The following is an 18,582-nucleotide window of genomic DNA, read 5'->3' as shown; positions in this document are numbered from 1 at the left end:
GCGGTGTCGGTCCCGACATGGTGTCAGCGGTTACGACCGGTCAACCAATTGCCCGAACCAGGAAAGGCAACAGTAGATCGGCGAACCTGTCCGGGCATTCGATTTGCGGCATGTGGCCGATCCCGTTGAGCAGATGGGCTTCGGCGTGGGGGTAGACCTTCATCGCCGCACCGATGTGTTTGGCGGGCAGGATGCGGTCGTGGGTGCCCCACACGATCAGGGTCGGCCGCGGATTTCGGGCGACCGCTTCGGCGAGCTCGCGCCGCCACTGAGGTTTGACGCCGCGCGGTGTTCCGAGTGCGAGCGCGGTTTCCCGCAGCATCGCGCCCGCACCGGGCTGAGCGCCGACGTGCATGGCGTGCTCGATGCGCTGCTTGGTCGCCACCGCCTTGTCGGCGTGGATGGCACGTTCGAACAGCACGGCGTTCAGCCGGGTCGGCCGGCGCACGCTCAGTGCGCCGACCACCGGCACGGTGAGCAACCGCAGTAGCGGGGTCACTTCACTGCCGAATCCCGCGCTGTTGACCAGAGTCAGACTGGCGACCCGCTCCGGCTTCGATGCCAGCAGTTGCTGGGCGATGGCCCCGCCCAGGGAGTTGCCGACCACATGGACCGGTCGCGTCTCATCGAGCACATCAAGCGTGCGCGCAACGCCATCGGCCAGGGCGGCCAGAGTGATGGGCTCCCTATGTCGTTCGGAGAAGCCGAAGCCGGGCACGTCGAGGGCGATCACCCGGTGCGACTGGGCCAGCCGTTCGTATTGGGGCGCCCAGTCCTCCATGCTGCGGCCGATTCCGTGCACCAGAACCACCGGCGGCCCACCGGGATCACCGTCGGTCCGGACCCGGGTACGTCTGCCGTCCACCTCGATGAAGGTGGTCCGGCTCATGCCGAGACCACCCCGGAGACAGCCCCGGACCGGTCGTCATCGGGCACCGCGACGCCAAACCGTAGAGCCGGGTCCTCGACTGGTCCCTTGCGGAGTCGCTCGAAGTCGGTCTTGTAGTCCATCTCGACCGTCCATGGACCGCTGGTGCCCTGGCGGGGGAACTGCTCGACCGAGCGCAGGATGTAGCCGGCCGAGAAGTCCAGCATCGGCCGGGTCTCGATCAGCGGATTGTCGACGACGGGCACGACCGTGTTGTAGCCGTGCCGGTCCATGTAACCCAGCAGACGGCACAGGTGCTCACAGACGAGGTCGACCTTGAGCGTCCACGATGAATTCGTGTAACCGAAGGCGAAGGCCATGTTGGGGATGTCGGAGAGCATGAAGCTCTTGTAGACCAGTGACTGGTGCGGGTCTTTGACCTCGCCATCGACGCTGACTGTGATGCCGCCGAATGGGAGCAGCTTCAAACCCGTTGCGGTGACGATGATGTCGGCTTCCAGCAGCTGGCCCGAGGCCAGCAGGATTCCGTCCTGGGTGAACCGGACGATCTGGTCGGTGACCACCGAGGCCTTGCCCCGGGACACCGCTTTGAACAGATCGGCGTCGGGCACCGCGCACAGCCGCTGATCCCACGGGTCGTACTTCGGATTGAAGTGGGTGTCGACGTCATAGCCCTCGGGCAGCGACTTGACGTTGATCGCGCGGATGATCCGGCGCGCGAGCGCGGGGCGATGCTGGCACAGGTTGTAGATGAATCGCTGCTTGCCGATGTTGAAGCGGCGCGCGGCGGCATAGGCCGGCTTGTCGGGCAGGATCCTGCGCAGTCCGTTGGCGATCGGATCCTTGCGCGGCAACGGCATCACGTACGACGGTGAGCGCTGCAGCATGGTGATGTGCTCGACGTCGTCGGCCATCGCGGGGATCAGCGTGACGGCGGTGGCGCCGCTGCCGATGACGACGACCTTCTTGCCCCTGTAGTCCAGGTCCTCGGGCCAGTGCTGCGGGTGCACGATCACCCCGCCGAAGTCCTCTTCCCCCTCGAAGTGCGGGCGGTGGCCACCGGCGTAGTCGTAGTAGCCGGTGGCACCGAACAACCAGTCGCTGGTGACCTCGAACTGCTCGCCGTCGCGTTCCAGCGTGGTCGTCCACCGGGCAGCGCCGGAGTCGAAGTCAGCGCGAATCACCTTGTGGTGCAGGTAGATCCGACGGGCGAGGTCGTCGGTGTCGACGACCTCGTGCAGGTAGTCGAGGATCTCGTGGGCATCGGCGATCGCGTTCTCCGACGTCCACGGCTTGAACTCGTAGCCGAAGGTGTGCAGATCGGAGTCCGAGCGAATACCCGGGTAGCGGAACAGGTCCCAGGTCCCGCCGATCGCGTCGCGGCTGTCGACGATGGCGAAGCTCTTTCCGGGCTGCATGGTGGCCAGGTAGTGGCCCAGGCCAATGCCGGAGATACCGGCGCCGACGATCAGGACGTCGACGTGGCCACGCAGCGGCTGCGTGGGGCGGAGCTGGTTGAGCGAGTTCACGGTCATCGGGCACTCTCCGGATCGAGCAGCAGAACTGTAACGCGAATAGTGTTATAGTTCTGCGGTCACCTGTCAAGACTTTCCCGGGAGCACGCCATGACGACCGCATCGAGGCCGGCCTCGATTCCCGCCTCGGTTCCCAGACGGGCGCCGGTACAAGCCCGCAGCCGCCAGACCGTTGCCCGCATTCTCGACGCGGCGACGGCCCTCGCCGACGAACAGGGCATCGATGCGGTCACCACTCGCGCGATCGCCGACCGGGCCGGGGTGGCCTATCCCTCGCTGTACCGGTTCTTCGCCGACCGTGACGCCGTCCTCGACGAACTGATGGAGCGGCACTGCGCCGAAGTCGACGCCCGCTGCGTCGCCGCGGAGCAGACCTGGCAGATCACCTCGATCGCCGATCTGCTCAACAACGAGCTGGACCTCCACGTCGACTACTACCGCAGACATCCGAGCGCGGCCGCACTGTGGATGGGCGGGCGCACCTCCCCCACGGTCACCAAACACGTCCACGCCCGCATGCAGAACCTGGCCGCCCGGTTGCACAACCTGCTGGTCGACGCCGGCCTCATCCCCGTCGGCGTCGACCCGCTCAACATGCTGGTCGCCGTCGAGATGGCCGACCGCGTACTGGAACTGTCCTACCGGGATAACAGCGACTTCGACGAGGCGATACTGGACATCGGCCGCGCCGCGCTGATCGCTTTCGGCGAGGCGCTGGCCGGAACACACGGTTGAACGCGCCGGACGGCTAGAGCGACCCCGCGGCGCGCCGCTGCGCCGCCGGGTCGCCCCCCACAGTCCGACCGATCAGCGCGTCACGGTAGCCCATCGACCGCAGCAACAGCCGGGCCGACGGACCCGGGCCGTCGGGCTCGCCCCACGGTTTGTTGGCACCCACCGGGTCGGCGAGGAAGTGGACGCCCGAGGCCAGCCGGATGCCGCCCGCGACCAACGCGGCCTTGTCGACCGACACGGTGTTCCCTACAGCGTCGCGGTGAACGGGCCGAGAATCTGGCAATCGGGCGCAGGGTTCTGCCCGAGCCAAATCGGACAGCCCCGGCCGGTCGCGGTGTACGTCGCTCCGGGCTGGTAGGGCACCGAGATCACCGCGGGATCCGCGCCGTGGCCCTGTGCACAGTGCGTGACCCCGTCGGCGCCCAGCAGACAGGCGACCGCCAAATACGGGCCACCGGCCGGCCCGCATCCCGCCAGCTCGGCGGTGGCGGTTACCCCGCCCGCCCCGACCTGGGGCGGGGAGAGGGTGTAGGTGCACGGCGGCAGCGGTCCGGCGTGCGCGACGCCCGCCGCGGCCAAGCCGCCGAGCGCCACTGCGAACACCATTGACACCACGTGCGTCCGGCGCGTCATGGCCGAATCGTAGATCACCGCAGTGCATGTCGGGGGTATATTTCCCGGATACCACCGCCCTGACCAGGGCCGACGATCAGCGAGAGACTCATGGCCATGCGCACCATTGCACCCCGCTTGTTCACCACGACGCTGGCCGCTCTCGGCGCCGCCGCGACGCTGGCCACCGCCCAGCCGGCCCATGCCGACACCGTCGCCTATCTGGTCAACGTGACCGTCCGGCCCGGCTACAACTTCGCCAATGCCGACGCCGCACTGTCCTACGGGTACGGCCTCTGCGACCAGATCAACTCCGGGGTGAGCTACGGACAACTGGTGAACACCATCAAGTCCGACTTCGCCACCAGCGACGAGTTCCAGGCGTCGTATCTGATCAGCCAGTCCGCTCAGGAACTCTGCCCGGCCTCGATCTGGCAGTTGCGCCAATCCGCGGCTGGCTACGTCCCCGCTGCGTAATTTCCGTGCACCCCAAGGTGATTCGCGCAGTCCAAGCTGCGGTGTTCGTCACCTGATCGGTAGTGCCACCGGCACGGCGGCCCAAACCGGTTCGGCGCCAGCCGTACCGGGATGCCCCGATCACCGGCAATTTCCGGTGCCGCCGTGCCGGACCGGCGCCGCGACGCCAACGGCCCGGGTCAGCGGGCCTTCGTCACCGACCGCGGCCGCAACGACGGGACGACGTCGGCGAACATAATGGCGTTCTGGCAAATATTCTTAGCGACGTATTACCGCTACGGACCCGCCACCTTAATTTTCGGCCCTACGTTGAAACACATGTTGATCGACGTTCGCTGGCTTCAGTACCTGCTGAAGCGCCCCGCGCACAAGTAAGTCGCCGGCGCCATCGTGCGCCGCGGTTGCCGACCTGCCCCGTGGCCAGGTCGGCCGCACAGGACGTCAGCCCACCCCATCGAGCATGTCCGTCTCGGTCTCACCGATCCGGGCGATCACCTCGGGCCTGGTCCGCTTGAGCCGATAGAACCAGACCAGCGCGACCGCCACACTCGCCAGGAACACATACGGAATTACGTTGAGCGGGAACGACGGTACCGGATACACGTTGGCAAAGAACGTATAGGCCATCGCCACCACCGCGACCACCGCAGCAGTCCACACCAGCTTGTTCGGCATGCCGGCCCGTGTGGTGTAGGCAACGCAGGCGATGGCAACTAGGGCGTAGGCGACCATGTAGCCGTAGGTCCCGTAGGTGTCCACCCACACGACGATGTCCATCGGATGCACACCGGCGGCCAACAACACCACGTCGAGTGCGATCGCCGACGGTCCGGCGATGAGCAGGACGCGGTGCGGTGTCAGGTGCCCCTCGTGCGTGCGCCCGAATCGTTCGGCGACCACGCCCTCCTTGCCCATGACGTACACGATGCGCCCGACCACGTTCAGTGGTGCGACAACGACGGCGAAGAAGGACGCACCGACCCCGAAGGTCAGAATCGGGGTGAACCAGGACGGCATCCCGATCATCGTCGCGATGTCCTGAAGCGGACTGGCACTGTCGGCCAGTCCCTCCTTGAGGACGGCGATCTGGGTGTAGGCCGCGAACACGTAGAGCACGCCGACCACGACGGCGCTCCAGATGATGGCTCGCGGAATCGCTGTGTACGGGTTGCGGGCCTCGCGGCCCAGCGCGTCGGCCGAGGAGAAGCCGACGAATCCGAGGATGCCCAGCACCATTCCGGACGCAACACCCTGCAGCGGCACGTCGGTGAGCGAGAACTGGGCCGGGTCCCAGGCAGCCGGTCCTGCCCACACCAGCGCCAGGATCAGCAGGATGGTGATGATGGTGACCGAGAGCAACTCGAGCACCAGCGACACCCGGGCCGAGAGCCTGATTCCGCGGATGGTGAACAGCGTGGCCAGCCCACCGAGGATGACCGCCAGTGCGATCTTCCAGGCGGCTCCGTTCGCCGGGATGCCCAGCAACACCAGGAAGTCGTTGACGTAGGACACCGCACCGCCGAGTGAGCCCGCCGCGATGCCCCAACAACCGATCAGCAGCGTCACCCCAGCGAGGTAGGCCCCTGAGGGGCCGAGTCCCTTGGCGACGTAGGTGTAGAGCGATCCCGCCGAGGCGTTGCGCCGGGCGAACACCACGACGCAGTACCCCACGGCCAGGATCACGACGGTCGCCAGGGCGAACGACAGGATCGTGCCGTTGCCGGCACTGAGGTAGATGGCGGCGGCGGTGAACGCGATCACCGCGCTGGGCGCGATGTTGGCGATCGCCTGGGCGGCGAGCTCGGGGCCCGACATGACGCCGCGGCGCAGGCCCGCATCGGTCGGGGCGGTGACCTGGGTGGTTTCAGACATCAGAGGTGCTCCTGGGTGTTCGACGAGGTGGCGGCGGCGGTCACGGGATGAGCAGGGTACGCAGCGCTTCGCCGGACTCGAGGTCGTCGAAGGCCGCGGCGGCCTCGCTCAGCGGCCGCCGACCCCACACCAGCGGGTCGAGCTTGAGCTGGCCGTCCATGTAGCGGTCCACCAGCGCGGGAATATCGATCAGCGGGCGTACCGAGCCGTAGTTCGACCCGAGAATGCGCTGGTCGGCTTCGGCGAGCACCAACGGTTCGAACGACGCTTTGGCGCCGGTCTTCGGTAGCCCGACGATCACCGCGGCTCCGCCCAGGCCGAGCATCTGGATCGCCTGCTCGGTGGTACTGGTGTGCCCGAACGCGTCGAAGGCGTAGTCGACTCCGTCGGGCACCATCGCGAGCAGCTGCTGCACCGGGTCGCCGCCGGAGGCGTCGATGCGGTCAGTGGCACCGAATTGCATTGCCAGCGCGGTCTTGTCGGGTCGGACGTCGATGGCGATGATCCGCTCGGCGCCGGCGAGCCTGGCTCCCTGGACAACGTTGAGGCCGACGCCGCCGCATCCGATCACCGCGACGGTCGCGCCCGGCTCGACCGCGGCGGTGTTGAGCACCGCGCCGACGCCTGTGGCTACTGCGCAGCCGACTACCGCGATCACGTCCAGCGGTGCGTCGTCGCGGACCTTGACCGCGCCCGATGCCGGTACGACGACCTCTTCCGCGAAGGACGACACACCCAGGTAGTGGTGCAGGGGTTCGCCGCCGAGGGACAACCGTGACGTGCCGTCGAACAGCACACCTTTGGGCGCGACCACGGTGGCGACCTTCTGGCAGCGGGCCTCGTGCCCGGACCGGCAATACCGGCATTCGCCGCACGGCGGCACCCAGGACAGCACGACGTGGTCGCCGACGGCCAGCGACGTGACGCCCGCACCGAGTTCGACGACCACACCCGAGCCTTCGTGGCCCATCACCAACGGGGCGGGGGCCTCCCAATCACCGTGCTTGACGTGCAGGTCGGAATGGCACACCCCGGCGGCGGCGATGCGTACCCGTACCTCACCGGCCTTGGGGCCGGCCAGATCGACGTCGATGTGTTCGATCGGGGACTGGGGGTCTCGGAAGACGATCGCTTTCACGCGGATACCTCGCAGGGCTCGGACGAACTCGAAGTGAACGCTCGAATGCTAGGGAGCAGACGGCCCGTTCGTCAGTGTGCAAATGTGTGGATTAGTAGCCAAAAACCACCAATCTGTACACTGCCGGCGTGGCGTATGACGTGCGGGCGATCGCCGGATTCCTGGGGGCCGACTTCCTCGCCGCCGACGTCGACGGGGCCACGACGGTCGACGATGCCGTCCGGGTGACGGAGTTCGTCGTAGGCAGTCCCCCGGGCTTCGCCACGTTGGTGACCGGCACCCCTGAGGAGTTCGCGGAGGCGCTGGGCGACCCGGAGCGGACCACGGCGCTCACTACCTCCGTCGCCGTCGTCGCGGGAGCTCACCCACCCGACGAGCTGATGCGCGAGTTCGCCTCGGCGGGTGTCACCGCAATCGTTGCCGGTGCCGCCGCCGTCGAGGTCGTCCATGCCCGGCTGGCCGCTCGACTGGCCACCGATCAGGCCGCCGAAGACCGCCGCGTCACGACGGGCACCAAGGTCCTGACACAAGTCGCCCGCCGCGGCGGCGTGGTCGCGGTGGTCACCGAACTCGCTCGCCGAGTCGACGGCTGGGCGGTGCTGCTCGATGCCCGCGGCGAGGTCATCACCGCGACCGGTGCCGGTGGCCTGCACATTCGCGACGCGATAGCAGTGGCCTTTCATCGCCCGGTCCGAGTCCGGCACACCGGACTGCAGGTGCATCCCGTCGGGCAGGGCGAGGACATCAGCGCCCACCTGGTCATCGGCGCCCGAGGGTCGACGAGCCGTAGTCGCGATCTGGCCTCGCAGGCCGCGGCCCTGCTCGATCTGTTGCTGCGCACCGCCGACGATCCGGCCACCGAACGCCTCGGCCGCGAAGTCATGGTGTCGACGCTGCTGCGCGGTGGGCCCGAGGCGGCATCGCTGTTGCGGCGCTGGGGAGTTCACGAAACCTCGCTGACCGCGTTCGCGGTCGCTTCCCGCTCCCGCACCATCGATCCCGAACGTCTGGCGATCCGCTGGCTCGATGACCTCGGCGCCGCCCACGTGCTGGCCGAAAACCAGGGCCAGCTATTGGGATTCGTGCGTGACGACCGCGCCGGTGAGCTCGCCCGCATCGTGGAGGAGCTCAGCGGGGAGGCACGGATGCCGCTGCGGCTGGGCCTGGGCTCGCCGGCGCGGGCCCAGATGTTGGCTCGCTCGGCGGCCGAAGCACGCCAGGCCCTGGAGGTTGCGGTGGTCGATGCCCGCCCGGTGGTCTGGTACCGGTCGCTGGCCACGGTTAGTCACGTCCTCGAGCACCTCGACGACAGCGCCACCACCCGCATCGCCGCGGTACTGGATCCCTTGCGCGACGACGACGGCCGGCACGGGCCGCTGACCCGGACGCTGGAGATCTACCTGGCCGAGCACGGCGTGTGGGGTGCGACGGCCAAGCGTCTGCGCATCCACCGCCAAACCCTCGCTGCCAGGATCCGTCAGATCGAGCAACTGACTCAGATGTCGATGGCCAACCCCGACGACCGTGCCACGGCGTGGCTGGCCATCCGGGCGCTGGAAGCCAGCTCGACGGCGCACGTCACCGGCACCTCAGCTCAGCCTGACCCAGCAGGCCGCTGACCAGGGCCGGGCCATCGACGCCGACTCGACCGTCAATTCACATGCCACCACGGTCTGACCGGGCGTGAAACACGGAGGCCGACATCGTCCGGTGCGTGCCGAAGTCACTGCACCACAACGGATATACGCGGCATCTGCCGCAGGTGCCGGCAGCGGACGCTTCGCCACGGCCGCGGTGACAATTCGAACGGACGTGGGTATCGCGCGGATCCGCGCCACCGCGAGGCCAATCCACCCATTCGCTCTTTGGGGGTACAGAAACCCCTCATTTGAGATGCAGCTACCTAGGCGGTAGCCCGATAGCGTTCTCGCCATGTTGCCGGACGAGGATGCGCCTGCGGTGAATAAAGCAGCCTGTAGCACTCTGAGCCGGGCTTATTCCGCCACCGAGGCGGCACCGAAACCGCTTGTCGGGTCAGCGTCGGCGATGCGTTCCGGTCCCCCTGGCCGGATCGCGCGCAGTTTGCGGGGTAAGCACACTTGAGCGCAGGAACACTCACCGCCAAACCCGTGCGGGCCCTCGGCGGATTCATCGGCATGACCCTGGACACCGTCGTGGTGATGTTCCGGCCGCCATTCGCGTGGCGCGAATATCTACTGCAGACGTGGTTCGTGGCGCGGGTATCGGTCGTACCCGCCCTGATGCTGACACTGCCGTACTCCGTGTTGTTGGTGTTCACGTTCAACATCCTGCTCGGCGAGTTCGGCGCGGCCGACTTCTCCGGAACCGGCGCAGCCGTCGGCACGGTCAACCAGATCGGACCGATCGTCACGGTGCTCGTGGTCTCCGGCGCCGGCGCCACCGCCATGTGCGCCGACCTCGGTGCGCGCACCATCCGGGAGGAGCTGGACGCGTTGCGCGTCATGGGCATCGACCCCATCCAGGCGCTCGTCGTTCCCCGCGTGCTGGCCGCCACCACGGTGGCGCTCGCACTGTCTGCCACGGTCATCCTGGCTGGCCTCGCCGGCGCCTACATCTTCTGCGTCTACATCCAGCACGTCTCGCCGGGGGCATTCGCGGCCGGCCTGACGCTGCTGACCGGGGTTGGCGATGTCATCGTATCGCTCACCAAAGCAACACTTTTCGGCCTAGCTGCCGGGTTGATCGCCTGTTACAAGGGCATCTCTGTCGGCGGTGGCCCGGCCGGTGTGGGCCATGCCGTCAACGAAACCGTGGTGTTCACGTTCATGGTGCTGTTCGCGATCAACGTCATCGTCACTGCCGTCGGCATCCAATTCACGGTGTCGTGAAGGTGGACCGGTGAGCGTCAACACCCCGAGCCGACTGCATCCGAAACTGGGGAGCGGCCTGCGCGACCTGTCCGCCGGATGGAACCGCATCGGTGCCCAAACCCGGTTCTATGTCAAAACTCTGGCCGTCATCCCCGAAGCTGCCACCCGGTACAACAAGGAACTGCTGCGCCTGATCGCGCAGATGGGTTTGGGTGCAGGCGCTTTGGCCGTGGTGGGCGGAACCGTCGCCATCGTCGGCTTCCTGACCATGACCACCGGCGCGCTGGTGGCCGTCCAGGGTTACAACCAGTTGGCCTCCGTCGGTTTCGAGGCGCTGACCGGATTCGCCTCGGCGTTCTTCAATGTCCGACTGATCGTCCCGGGAACCGTCTCCGTTGCGTTGTCGGCGACCATCGGCGCGGGCGCCACCGCGCAGATCGGGGCGATGCGGATCAACGAGGAGATCGATGCGCTGGAAGTCATCGGTATCCGTTCGGTCACGTACCTGGCCGCGACCCGAGTCCTGGCGGGGGTCATCGTGGTCATCCCGCTGTACTGCATCGCCGTCATGATGGCGTTCCTAGCCGCCCGCACCGGAACCGTGGTGATCTACGGTCAGGGGTCCGGCGTCTACGATCACTACTTCAATACCTTCCTCAACCCCACCGACGTCATCTGGTCATTCATGCAGTCGGTGGCGATCACCATCGTCATCATGCTGGTGCACACCTTCTACGGGTATACCGCCAAGGGTGGGCCGGCCGGCGTGGGTGAGGCGGTAGGGCGCGCGGTACGCACGTCCATGGTCGTGGCCGCAGTCGAAATCGTGATGATCTCACTGGCCGTGTACGGCCAGTCCGGCAATTTCAACCTTGCGGGCTAGCGATGGAAGCCCGCCCCGGCGAGGAACGCCTACCCGACAAGTGGTGGACAATGATCCTGCTCCTCGCAGTCGCCATCTTCTTCTTTGTCACCGCAGCGCTTTTCGCAGGCACCTTCCGGTCTTACGTGCCGGTCACGGTGACCGCCGATCGCTCCGGGTTGGTGATGGAAAGCGGCGCGAAGGTCAAGATGCGCGGCGTTCCGGTCGGCCAGGTGGGCCAGGTCATCGGCGGACAGGGACCGGCAACCCTGCGACTGGAGATCGACCCGGATCAGGTCCAGTACATCCCGGCCAATGTCGGCGCCCAGATCCGGGCCACCACCGCTTTCGGGGCGAAATTCGTCGACCTCGTCTACCCCACCGAACCCAGTCCGCAACGACTGGCCGCCGGCGCTGTCCTGCACTCGAAGAACGTCACCACCGAGGTCAACACCGTCTTCCAGAACGTCGTCAACCTGCTCGACAAGATCGACCCTGCCAAGCTCAACGCCGTACTGACCGCGGTTGCCGACGGAGTCCGTGGCCAGGGACCTCGAATGGCCCAGGCCACCACCGACCTCAACGAGGTACTCGCGGTGCTCAACGAGCGCAGCGACATCATCCGCGACGACTGGCGCTCGTTGACGAACTTCAACGAAACCTACGCAGCGGCAGCACCCGACATCGTAACGGTCCTCAATGCCGGCAGCACGCTCAGCACCACCGTCGCCGATCGGGCATCCCAACTGGATGCACTGCTACTTAATACGATTGGCTTCGCTCAGACCGGAACGGAACTCCTGGATTCCAGCGGTCCCGACCTGGTCCGCGCGATCAACCTACTCGAGCCCACCACCAACTTGCTGCTCAAGTACAACCCCGTCTACACCTGCTGGCTCCAGGGCGCCACCTGGACACTGAACACCGGTGACGCCTACAACATCTGGGGCGGCCGGGACGGCAAGTCGGCGAACTTCGACGTCGCACTGCTGCTGGGCAACGACGCCTACCAGTACCCCGACAACCTGCCCGTGGTTGGCGCCAAGGGCGGGCCGGGCGGCAAACCCAGCTGCGGGTCGATGCCCGATCCCACCAAGAACCTCCCCGTGCGCCAGCTGGTCACCGACACCGGCTGGGGTACCGGGTTGGACATCCGCCCCAATCCCGGTCTGGGCGAACAATGTTGGGCCGACTGGTTCCCGGTCACCCGGGCTGTTCCGCAGCGACCCAGCGTCCGCCAGTGCCTGCCCGGACCGGCTCCCGGTCCCGACCCCGGCCCGGGCATGCCGCCCTACGGGGCGGCGTGGTACGGCCCCGGCGGCGTCCCGCTCTGGCCGGGCGTGCCACCGGCCCCCGATCCGGCGGCCCCAGCACCGCAGGCAGCGCCCGCGCCGTGACCAGTGAGCACCGACAGGAGAACAGACCGTGAAGGACAATCTGAGGGCCACCGTGTGGCGCCTCGCCGTCTTCCTCACGGTCTGTCTGCTCGGCGCCTTCGCCCTGCTGGCCGTCTTCGCGCAGTTCCGATTCAGCGAAGGCAGCACCTACAACGCCGAATTCACCAATGTCACCGGTCTGAAGTCCGGCGACTTCGTCCGGGTCGCCGGGGTCGAAGTGGGCAAAGTCGACGACATCAGGATCAATCGGGACGCGAGCGTCCGCGTCGAGTTCTCCGCCCACGACACCGTCAACCTGACCGAAGGCACTCGGGCGGTGATCCGCTACGACAACGTGATCGGCGGCCGCTTCCTGGCACTCGAAGAAGGCGCCGGCGGACTCAGGCGCCTACAACCGGGCGCGACGATCCCGGTGACCCGCACCGCACCCGCGCTTGACCTGGACTCGGTGATCGGCGGGTTCAAACCGCTGTTCCGCGCCCTGAATCCCGAGCAGGTCAACGCATTGAGTGGGCAGCTCGATCAGGCACTGCAAGGCCAGGGGCCCACCATCTCCTCGTTCCTGAACCAAGCCGCAGTGTTGACGAACACGCTGGCCGACCGGGATCAGCTGATCGGTGAGGTCGTCACCAACCTGAACGCGGTGCTGGGCACCCTGGGCGGGCAGAGCGCCCAACTGGACAAGGCCGTGACGAATCTGTCCGGACTGATCGACGGCCTCAACGCACGCCGGACCGACATTGCCAATGCCTTCACGAGCACCAGCGCCGCGGCGGAAACCGTCGCCGACCTGCTCGACCAATCACGCGAACCCGTCAGGAAAGTGGTGCAGGAGACAGATCGGGTGTCGGCGATCGCGGTGGCCGACCACGAATACCTGGAGAGGCTGATCGACACGCTGCCCGACAAGTACAAGGCACTCGGCAGGCAGGGCATGTACGGCGACTTCTTCAGCTTCTACCTCTGCGACCTCGTACTGAAGCTCAATGGTAAAGGTGGACAACCGGTTTACGTCAAAGTGGCCGGCCAGGACACTGGGCGGTGCACGCCGAAATGAGATCGTTTTCCGAACGCAACCCCTTCGTCCTCGGCGCCGTCGGCGCCGTCGTGATCACCGGGATCGTGCTGGGCGCATTGAACTGGCAGAAACTGCCGCTCCTCAACCCGGGCCGCAACTATTCGGCCTACTTCGCCGACGCGGGCGGGCTGTTCACCGGTGCCGGCGTGGAGGTTTCGGGCCTACCCATCGGCAAGGTGTCCAGTATCGAACTCGACGGCCAGCACGTCTTAGTGAAGTTCCGGATCAAGGGCGACGTGCACCTCGGTGAGCGTACGACCGCGGCGATCAAGACCAAGGGTCTGCTGGGCACCAAGATGCTCGACGTCATTCCGCACGGTGACGGCGATCTGTCGGCTCCGATCCCGATCGACCGGACGACATCGCCCTACCAATTGCCCGACGCGCTAGGCGATCTGACCAACACGATCAGCGGCCTGAACACCGACCAACTGTCGGCCTCGCTGGCTACCATGGCTCAAACCTTCGCCGACACCCCGCCGGATCTGCGCAACGCGGTGGCTGGGGTGGCCAGGTTCTCCGAGACGCTCAACAAGCAGGACGCCCAGCTTCGGAATCTGCTGGACAACGCCGCCAAGACCACCGACGTGCTGGCCAAGCGGACCGATCAGATCGTCACTCTGGTCAGGCAGACCAACTCTCTGTTGCTCGCGCTCAACGAGCAGAGCGCAGCACTCGACCGGATTTGGCGCAACATCTCGGCCGTGTCCAAGCAACTCAAGGGGTTCATCGCCGATAACCGGGCACAGCTCAGACCGGCCCTGGAGAAGCTGAACGGGGTCTTGACTATCGTCGACGATCGCAAGGGACGCATCCAGGACGCGGTCAAGCGGCTCAATAGCTATGCGATGTCGCTGGGCGAATCGGTGTCCTCCGGGCCGTTCTTCAAGGCCTACGTGGTCAATCTGCTCCCTGGTCAGTTCGTCCAGCCGTTCATCGACGCGGCGTTCTCCGACCTCGGGGTCGACCCGTCCACCCTGCTGCCCTCGCTGCGTACCGACTCCCAGGTGGGCCAGCCGGCTACGCCGGCTCTGCCGGTCCCCTACCCCCGCACCGGACAGGGCGGTGAGCCGCACCTCAACCTGCCCGACGCGATCACCGGTAAGCCGGGCGATCTCCGCTACCCCTACCGTGAGCCGCTACCGGCACCGCCGCCCGGCGGCCCGCCGCCAGCTGCACCGGGCGCCTCGCCACCGGAGATCGCGTCGGTCCCCGAACCCACACCGGCGCCGTTCCTCGTCCCAGCGCCCGGCGAACAGCCAGCTGACGCCCAATCCGGGGGATCGCGATGATCACACTGAGCAAGTCCCGCAACCTGATTGCAACGATCCTGGCCCTCACCGTGATCGCCGGCGGCGTGCTGGCCGTCCGGGCTTCCGACCACGGGGATCGCGTTCAGGTCGTCGGCTACTTCGAGAACAGCATTGCGCTGTTTCCCGGTGACGATGTCCGCATCCTCGGGGTGCCGGTGGGCCGGGTGGAGAACGTCCAGCCTCAACCCGACGGCGTCAAGGTCTCATTCTGGTTCGACCGCAAGTTCCCGGTGCCGGCCGATGCCAAAGCAGCGATCCTGTCGCCCATGCTCGTCACCGGCCGGGCCATCCAACTGACGCCGGTCTATGCAGGCGGCCCCACCCTCGCCGATGGTGCGGTCATCCCGCGCGACCGCACCGCCGTACCCGTCGAATGGGACGAGGTCCGTGTCCAGCTCAAGCGCCTGACCGAACTACTGGCGCCGACCGAGCCTGGCGGGGTCAGCACGCTTGGTTCGTTCATCGACACCACCGCGGACAACCTGCGCGGCCAGGGCGGAACCATCCGCGAGACGATTCTGAAACTCTCCCAGGCGATGTCGGTGCTCGGCGACCACAGCGGAGACATCTTCTCGACGTTGAAGAACCTGTCCATCCTCGTCACGGCGCTGCGCGGCAGCAGCGATCTACTCGGGCAACTCAACAACAACCTCGCCTCGGTGAGCGGTGTGCTGGCCTCCGACCCCGGCAAGATCGGTGACGCCTTCGTGGACATGAATGCCGTCATCGCCGACGTCAAGACCTTTGTCGACGAGAACGGTGAGACCATCGGGACGACGGCAGACAAACTGGCCTCCATCAGCACCGCGTTGAACGACAGCCTCGACGACATCAAGCAGACGCTGCACATCGCACCGACCACGGTCCAGAACTTCAACAACATCTACGAACCTGCCAACGGCGCCTTCACCGGGGCATTGGCGGTGAACAACTTCGCCAACCCGATCTCGTTCTTGTGCGGGGCCATTCAGGCCGCATCCCGCCTCGGGGCCGACCAGGCGTCGAAGCTGTGCGTGCAGTATCTGGCACCGATCATCAAGAACCGGCAATTCAACTTCCCCCCGATCGGGGAGAACTTCTTCGTCGGGACCCAAGCCCGGCCCAACGAGGTGACCTACAGCGAGGACTGGTTGCGTCCGGACTTTGTGCCGCCGGCTCCGCCAGCCGCACCCGCACCGGCCGCGAACCCCGGTGCGCCACTGGCGGCCGAGAGGTCGCCGGTACAACAGACCGACCCGAACGCCGGACTGGCGGGATTGATGTCCCCGGCCGCCGGTGGTGGCTCGTGATGCGCCGCGCGTGGTGCCGCCGGGCAGTCACCGTGGCGCTGATCGTGACCCTGGCGGGCGGGTCGTCGGGGTGTGATCTTACGAACTGGCAGGGACTGAACTCGTTGCCCCTGCCCGGTACGACCGGAAACGGACCCGGCTCGTTCGAGATCACCGCAGAGATGCCCGATATCAACAACATTCAGCCCAACTCGCGGGTGCGTGTCGGCGACGTCACCGTTGGTCACATCACCAAGATCGAACTGCAGGGCTGGAATGCGCTGGTGACGATGCGCCTCGATGGCGGCGTGACGATGCCGGCCAACTCGATCGCCAGAATCGGACTGACCAGCATCCTGGGCTCCCAGCACATCGAATTGAGCCCGCCCACAGACGAACCCGCGCAGGGCCGGCTGCACGAGGGCTCGCTCATCCCGCTGTCCCACGCGGCGTCCTACCCCACCGTCGAACAGACCCTCGCCGCGGTTTCGATGGTGCTCAACGGTGGTGGACTTGGCCAGGTTCAGGACATCACCGAAGCGTTCAGCACCGCCTTTCGCGGCCGCGAACAGGACCTGCGCAGCATGATCAGCGAGCTAGACAGGTTTACCGCCAACTTCAACGACCAGACCGACGACGTCATCGCCGCCACCGAGAGCCTCAACAAGGTTGCCGGCACATTCGCGGCGAACCAGGCGACCCTGGACAAGGCGCTCAAGACAGTGCCTGAAGCGTTGGCCGTGCTCAACAACGAGCGCGAGAACCTCGTCGCTGCCGCCGACGCGTTGGGCAAATTCGGTGACCGGGTGGTCCGCACCGTCGACCAGAGCAAGACCAGTCTGGTCAAGCAACTCAGAGAGATCGGGCCCGTGCTGGAATCGCTGGCCAACGCCGGCCCGAGCATGACCCGTGCGTTGAGCCTGATCCTGACGTTCCCGTTCCCCAACGAGACCATCGAGAAGTGGCAGCGCGGGGACTACGCGAACATGACCGCGATTGTCGACCTCACTTTGAGCCGAATCGACCAGGGCATCTTCACCGGCACCCGCTGGGAGGGTGACCTCACCGAACTGGAGATGCAGTGGGGGCGCACCATCGGCCAGTTCCCAAGCCCTTACACCAAGGCCAATCCACTGGTCGCACCGTACCGATTCGATCAGGGGCCCTGAATGCATCTGAGTCGACGAATGCTGATCCAGCTCGCAATCTTCACGTTCATCGCCGTGACCGCGATCGCGGTGATGGCACTACAATTCCTGAAACTGCCCGCCAAAATGTTCGGCGTCGGCCGATACAGCGTGAGCATGGAGTTGCCGGAGAGCGGCGGGCTCTACAGCACCGGCAACGTCACCTACCGTGGCGTAAAGGTGGGGCGAGTCGAGTCGGTGGGGCTGACCGATACCGGTGTCAAAGCGGTGCTGTCGCTGAAATCGGGAATCGACATCCCCTCTGACCTCAAAGCCGAGGTGCACAGCCAGTCCGCGATCGGCGAGCAGTACGTCGATCTGCTTCCCCGCAACGGGACGTCACGGCCGTTGAAGGACGGTGACGTGATTGTGCGCTCCGACATCTCGATTCCACCGGACATCAACTCGCTGCTCGACGCCGCCAACACCGGGCTACAGGCCATTCCGCGGGACAACCTCAAAACCGCGATCGACGAAGCCTACACAGCCGTCGGCGGTCTCGGCCCTCAACTGTCCCAGATCGTCAAGGGCTCAACCACGTTGGCGATCGATGCGCGCGCAAACCTCGATCCGCTGATCAATCTCATCGACAACGCCAGGCCGGTGCTGGATTCACAGTCCCAGTCCGCGCAGGCCGTCCAGGCCTGGGCATCACACCTCGCGACGGTCACCAGTGACCTGCAGCAGAACAACGATGCGGTCGCCGGATTCATCGACCAGCAGGGCATCATCGTGGCTTCCGACGAGGCTCGCAAACTTCTGGATCGACTCAAGCCGACCTTGCCGGTCCTGGCGGCCAACCTGGCCAGCGTCGGGCAGGTCGGCATCGACTACAACGACTCGATCGAGCAACTGCTCGTGACCCTGCCACAGGCAGTCGGAGTGGGACAGGGGACGTTCGTCGCCAACGCGAACACCCAACAGGCCTACAAGGGCGAATACCTGTCGTTCAACCTCAATGTGAACCTCCCGCCGGCTTGCACCACCGGCTTCCTGCCCGCCCAGCAGGTCCGCGTCCCCAACCTGGTTGACTACCCCGACCGTGCGCCCGGCGATCTGTACTGCCGGGTCCCGCAGGATTCGCAGTTCAACGTCCGGGGCGCCCGCAACATCCCCTGCGAGACCGTGCCCGGCAAGCGCGCGCCTACCGTCACGATGTGCGAGAGCAACGAGCAGTACGTGCCCCTCAACGAGGGCAACAACTGGAAGGGCGACCCTAACGCCACCCTGTCCGGCCAGGACATCCCCCAGCTTCCACCGGGGGTCGCACCGCTGTCACCACCGGCGAACCAGAACAGCACATGGCAATCGATGCTCACACCTGCCGGATCCTGAGCGCCGGCGGCAGTGCTGCACGGCGCTACGCT

At 66.4% G+C, this 18,582-nt stretch carries 17 protein-coding genes and 1 pseudogene; 12 read left to right on the top strand and 6 right to left on the bottom strand.

The features are described 5' to 3' along the window. Window positions 1-40: 40 nt before the first annotated feature. Both ACXDF8_RS22110 and ACXDF8_RS22105 read right to left on the bottom strand, forming a co-directional pair. The gene (locus ACXDF8_RS22110; RefSeq protein ID WP_457225422.1) at window positions 41-889 is read right to left on the bottom strand and encodes an alpha/beta fold hydrolase; all 849 of its coding nucleotides are present in this window, start codon (window positions 887-889) and stop codon (window positions 41-43) included. Next, entirely contained in the window at window positions 886-2,424 is a 1,539-nt protein-coding gene (locus tag ACXDF8_RS22105) for a flavin-containing monooxygenase (protein WP_457225421.1), read from the bottom strand. Before ACXDF8_RS22105 ends, ACXDF8_RS22110 begins: the two co-directional genes overlap by 4 nt. Window positions 2,425-2,514: 90 nt before the next feature. Between ACXDF8_RS22105 and ACXDF8_RS22100 the strand changes: the two genes are divergently transcribed. After that, the gene (locus ACXDF8_RS22100; protein WP_457225420.1) at window positions 2,515-3,159 is read left to right on the top strand and encodes a TetR/AcrR family transcriptional regulator; all 645 of its coding nucleotides are present in this window, start codon (window positions 2,515-2,517) and stop codon (window positions 3,157-3,159) included. A gap of 67 nt (window positions 3,160-3,226) precedes the next feature. Here ACXDF8_RS22100 and ACXDF8_RS22095 read toward each other — a convergent pair. Together ACXDF8_RS22095 and ACXDF8_RS22090 are read right to left on the bottom strand one after the other, a co-directional pair. Then, window positions 3,227-3,397 (bottom strand): annotated as a pseudogene (locus tag ACXDF8_RS22095) (DUF4267 domain-containing protein); the annotation flags it as partial. A gap of 8 nt (window positions 3,398-3,405) precedes the next feature. After that, window positions 3,406-3,792, bottom strand: a complete 387-nt coding sequence (locus ACXDF8_RS22090; protein WP_457225419.1) for a hypothetical protein — start codon at window positions 3,790-3,792, stop codon at window positions 3,406-3,408. Between the two features lie 96 nt (window positions 3,793-3,888). Between ACXDF8_RS22090 and ACXDF8_RS22085 the strand changes: the two genes are divergently transcribed. After that, entirely contained in the window at window positions 3,889-4,248 is a 360-nt protein-coding gene (locus ACXDF8_RS22085) for a DUF732 domain-containing protein (protein WP_457225418.1), read from the top strand. Window positions 4,249-4,392: 144 nt separating this feature from the next. After that, window positions 4,393-4,623, top strand: coding sequence for a hypothetical protein (locus tag ACXDF8_RS22080; RefSeq protein WP_457225417.1), 231 nt, complete (start codon window positions 4,393-4,395; stop codon window positions 4,621-4,623). 66 nt (window positions 4,624-4,689) lie between these two features. Here ACXDF8_RS22080 and ACXDF8_RS22075 read toward each other — a convergent pair whose 3' ends face one another. Both ACXDF8_RS22075 and ACXDF8_RS22070 read right to left on the bottom strand, forming a co-directional pair. Continuing rightward, window positions 4,690-6,120 carry an APC family permease gene (locus ACXDF8_RS22075; protein ID WP_457225416.1) on the bottom strand — a complete coding sequence of 477 codons (1,431 nt, stop codon included), beginning with the start codon at window positions 6,118-6,120 and terminating at the stop codon, window positions 4,690-4,692. Between the two features lie 40 nt (window positions 6,121-6,160). Beyond that, window positions 6,161-7,258, bottom strand: a complete 1,098-nt coding sequence (locus ACXDF8_RS22070) for an alcohol dehydrogenase catalytic domain-containing protein (protein ID WP_457225415.1) — start codon at window positions 7,256-7,258, stop codon at window positions 6,161-6,163. A gap of 128 nt (window positions 7,259-7,386) precedes the next feature. Between ACXDF8_RS22070 and ACXDF8_RS22065 the strand changes: the two genes are divergently transcribed. The 9 genes from ACXDF8_RS22065 (at window position 7,387) to ACXDF8_RS22025 (ending at window position 18,550) form a co-directional block, all read left to right on the top strand. After that, window positions 7,387-8,877 carry a PucR family transcriptional regulator gene (locus tag ACXDF8_RS22065; RefSeq protein WP_457225414.1) on the top strand — a complete coding sequence of 497 codons (1,491 nt, stop codon included), beginning with the start codon at window positions 7,387-7,389 and terminating at the stop codon, window positions 8,875-8,877. Between the two features lie 537 nt (window positions 8,878-9,414). Then, complete coding sequence (locus ACXDF8_RS22060; protein WP_457225493.1) at window positions 9,415-10,128, top strand: MlaE family ABC transporter permease; 714 nt, start codon at window positions 9,415-9,417, stop codon at window positions 10,126-10,128. 10 nt (window positions 10,129-10,138) lie between these two features. After that, window positions 10,139-10,993, top strand: coding sequence for an ABC transporter permease (locus tag ACXDF8_RS22055; protein WP_457225413.1), 855 nt, complete (start codon window positions 10,139-10,141; stop codon window positions 10,991-10,993). Window positions 10,994-10,995: 2 nt separating this feature from the next. Beyond that, a complete protein-coding gene (locus ACXDF8_RS22050) occupies window positions 10,996-12,369 on the top strand; it encodes an MCE family protein (RefSeq protein WP_457225412.1) in 1,374 nt (457 codons plus the stop codon). 28 nt (window positions 12,370-12,397) lie between these two features. Then, on the top strand, window positions 12,398-13,426 hold the full coding sequence (locus ACXDF8_RS22045) for an MCE family protein (RefSeq protein WP_457225411.1): 1,029 nt from the start codon (window positions 12,398-12,400) through the stop codon (window positions 13,424-13,426). After that, entirely contained in the window at window positions 13,423-14,739 is a 1,317-nt protein-coding gene (locus ACXDF8_RS22040) for an MCE family protein (RefSeq protein WP_457225410.1), read from the top strand. Before ACXDF8_RS22045 ends, ACXDF8_RS22040 begins: the two co-directional genes overlap by 4 nt. Continuing rightward, window positions 14,736-16,049, top strand: a complete 1,314-nt coding sequence (locus tag ACXDF8_RS22035; protein ID WP_457225409.1) for an MCE family protein — start codon at window positions 14,736-14,738, stop codon at window positions 16,047-16,049. Before ACXDF8_RS22040 ends, ACXDF8_RS22035 begins: the two co-directional genes overlap by 4 nt. Continuing rightward, window positions 16,049-17,197, top strand: a complete 1,149-nt coding sequence (locus tag ACXDF8_RS22030) for an MCE family protein (RefSeq protein ID WP_457225408.1) — start codon at window positions 16,049-16,051, stop codon at window positions 17,195-17,197. The genes ACXDF8_RS22035 and ACXDF8_RS22030 overlap by 1 nt, the downstream gene beginning before the upstream one ends. Then, a complete protein-coding gene (locus ACXDF8_RS22025; protein ID WP_457225407.1) occupies window positions 17,198-18,550 on the top strand; it encodes an MCE family protein in 1,353 nt (450 codons plus the stop codon). Window positions 18,551-18,582: the final 32 nt, after the last annotated feature.

The organism is Mycolicibacterium sp. CBM1, assembly GCF_054073305.1.
The sequence above is the reverse complement of the archived record's forward strand: the minus strand, read 5'-3'. Positions and strand labels throughout refer to the sequence as shown.

Coding starts and splice junctions, on each gene's coding strand:
- ACXDF8_RS22100 (WP_457225420.1), top strand. CDS start 2,515: ATGACGACCGCATCGAGGCCGGCCTCGATTCCCGCCTCGGTTCCCAGA.
- ACXDF8_RS22050 (WP_457225412.1), top strand. CDS start 10,996: ATGGAAGCCCGCCCCGGCGAGGAACGCCTACCCGACAAGTGGTGGACA.
- ACXDF8_RS22085 (WP_457225418.1), top strand. CDS start 3,889: ATGCGCACCATTGCACCCCGCTTGTTCACCACGACGCTGGCCGCTCTC.
- ACXDF8_RS22105 (WP_457225421.1), bottom strand. CDS start 2,424: ATGACCGTGAACTCGCTCAACCAGCTCCGCCCCACGCAGCCGCTGCGT.
- ACXDF8_RS22090 (WP_457225419.1), bottom strand. CDS start 3,792: ATGACGCGCCGGACGCACGTGGTGTCAATGGTGTTCGCAGTGGCGCTC.
- ACXDF8_RS22035 (WP_457225409.1), top strand. CDS start 14,736: ATGATCACACTGAGCAAGTCCCGCAACCTGATTGCAACGATCCTGGCC.
- ACXDF8_RS22040 (WP_457225410.1), top strand. CDS start 13,423: ATGAGATCGTTTTCCGAACGCAACCCCTTCGTCCTCGGCGCCGTCGGC.
- ACXDF8_RS22075 (WP_457225416.1), bottom strand. CDS start 6,120: ATGTCTGAAACCACCCAGGTCACCGCCCCGACCGATGCGGGCCTGCGC.
- ACXDF8_RS22110 (WP_457225422.1), bottom strand. CDS start 889: ATGAGCCGGACCACCTTCATCGAGGTGGACGGCAGACGTACCCGGGTC.
- ACXDF8_RS22025 (WP_457225407.1), top strand. CDS start 17,198: ATGCATCTGAGTCGACGAATGCTGATCCAGCTCGCAATCTTCACGTTC.
- ACXDF8_RS22030 (WP_457225408.1), top strand. CDS start 16,049: ATGCGCCGCGCGTGGTGCCGCCGGGCAGTCACCGTGGCGCTGATCGTG.
- ACXDF8_RS22060 (WP_457225493.1), top strand. CDS start 9,415: ATGACCCTGGACACCGTCGTGGTGATGTTCCGGCCGCCATTCGCGTGG.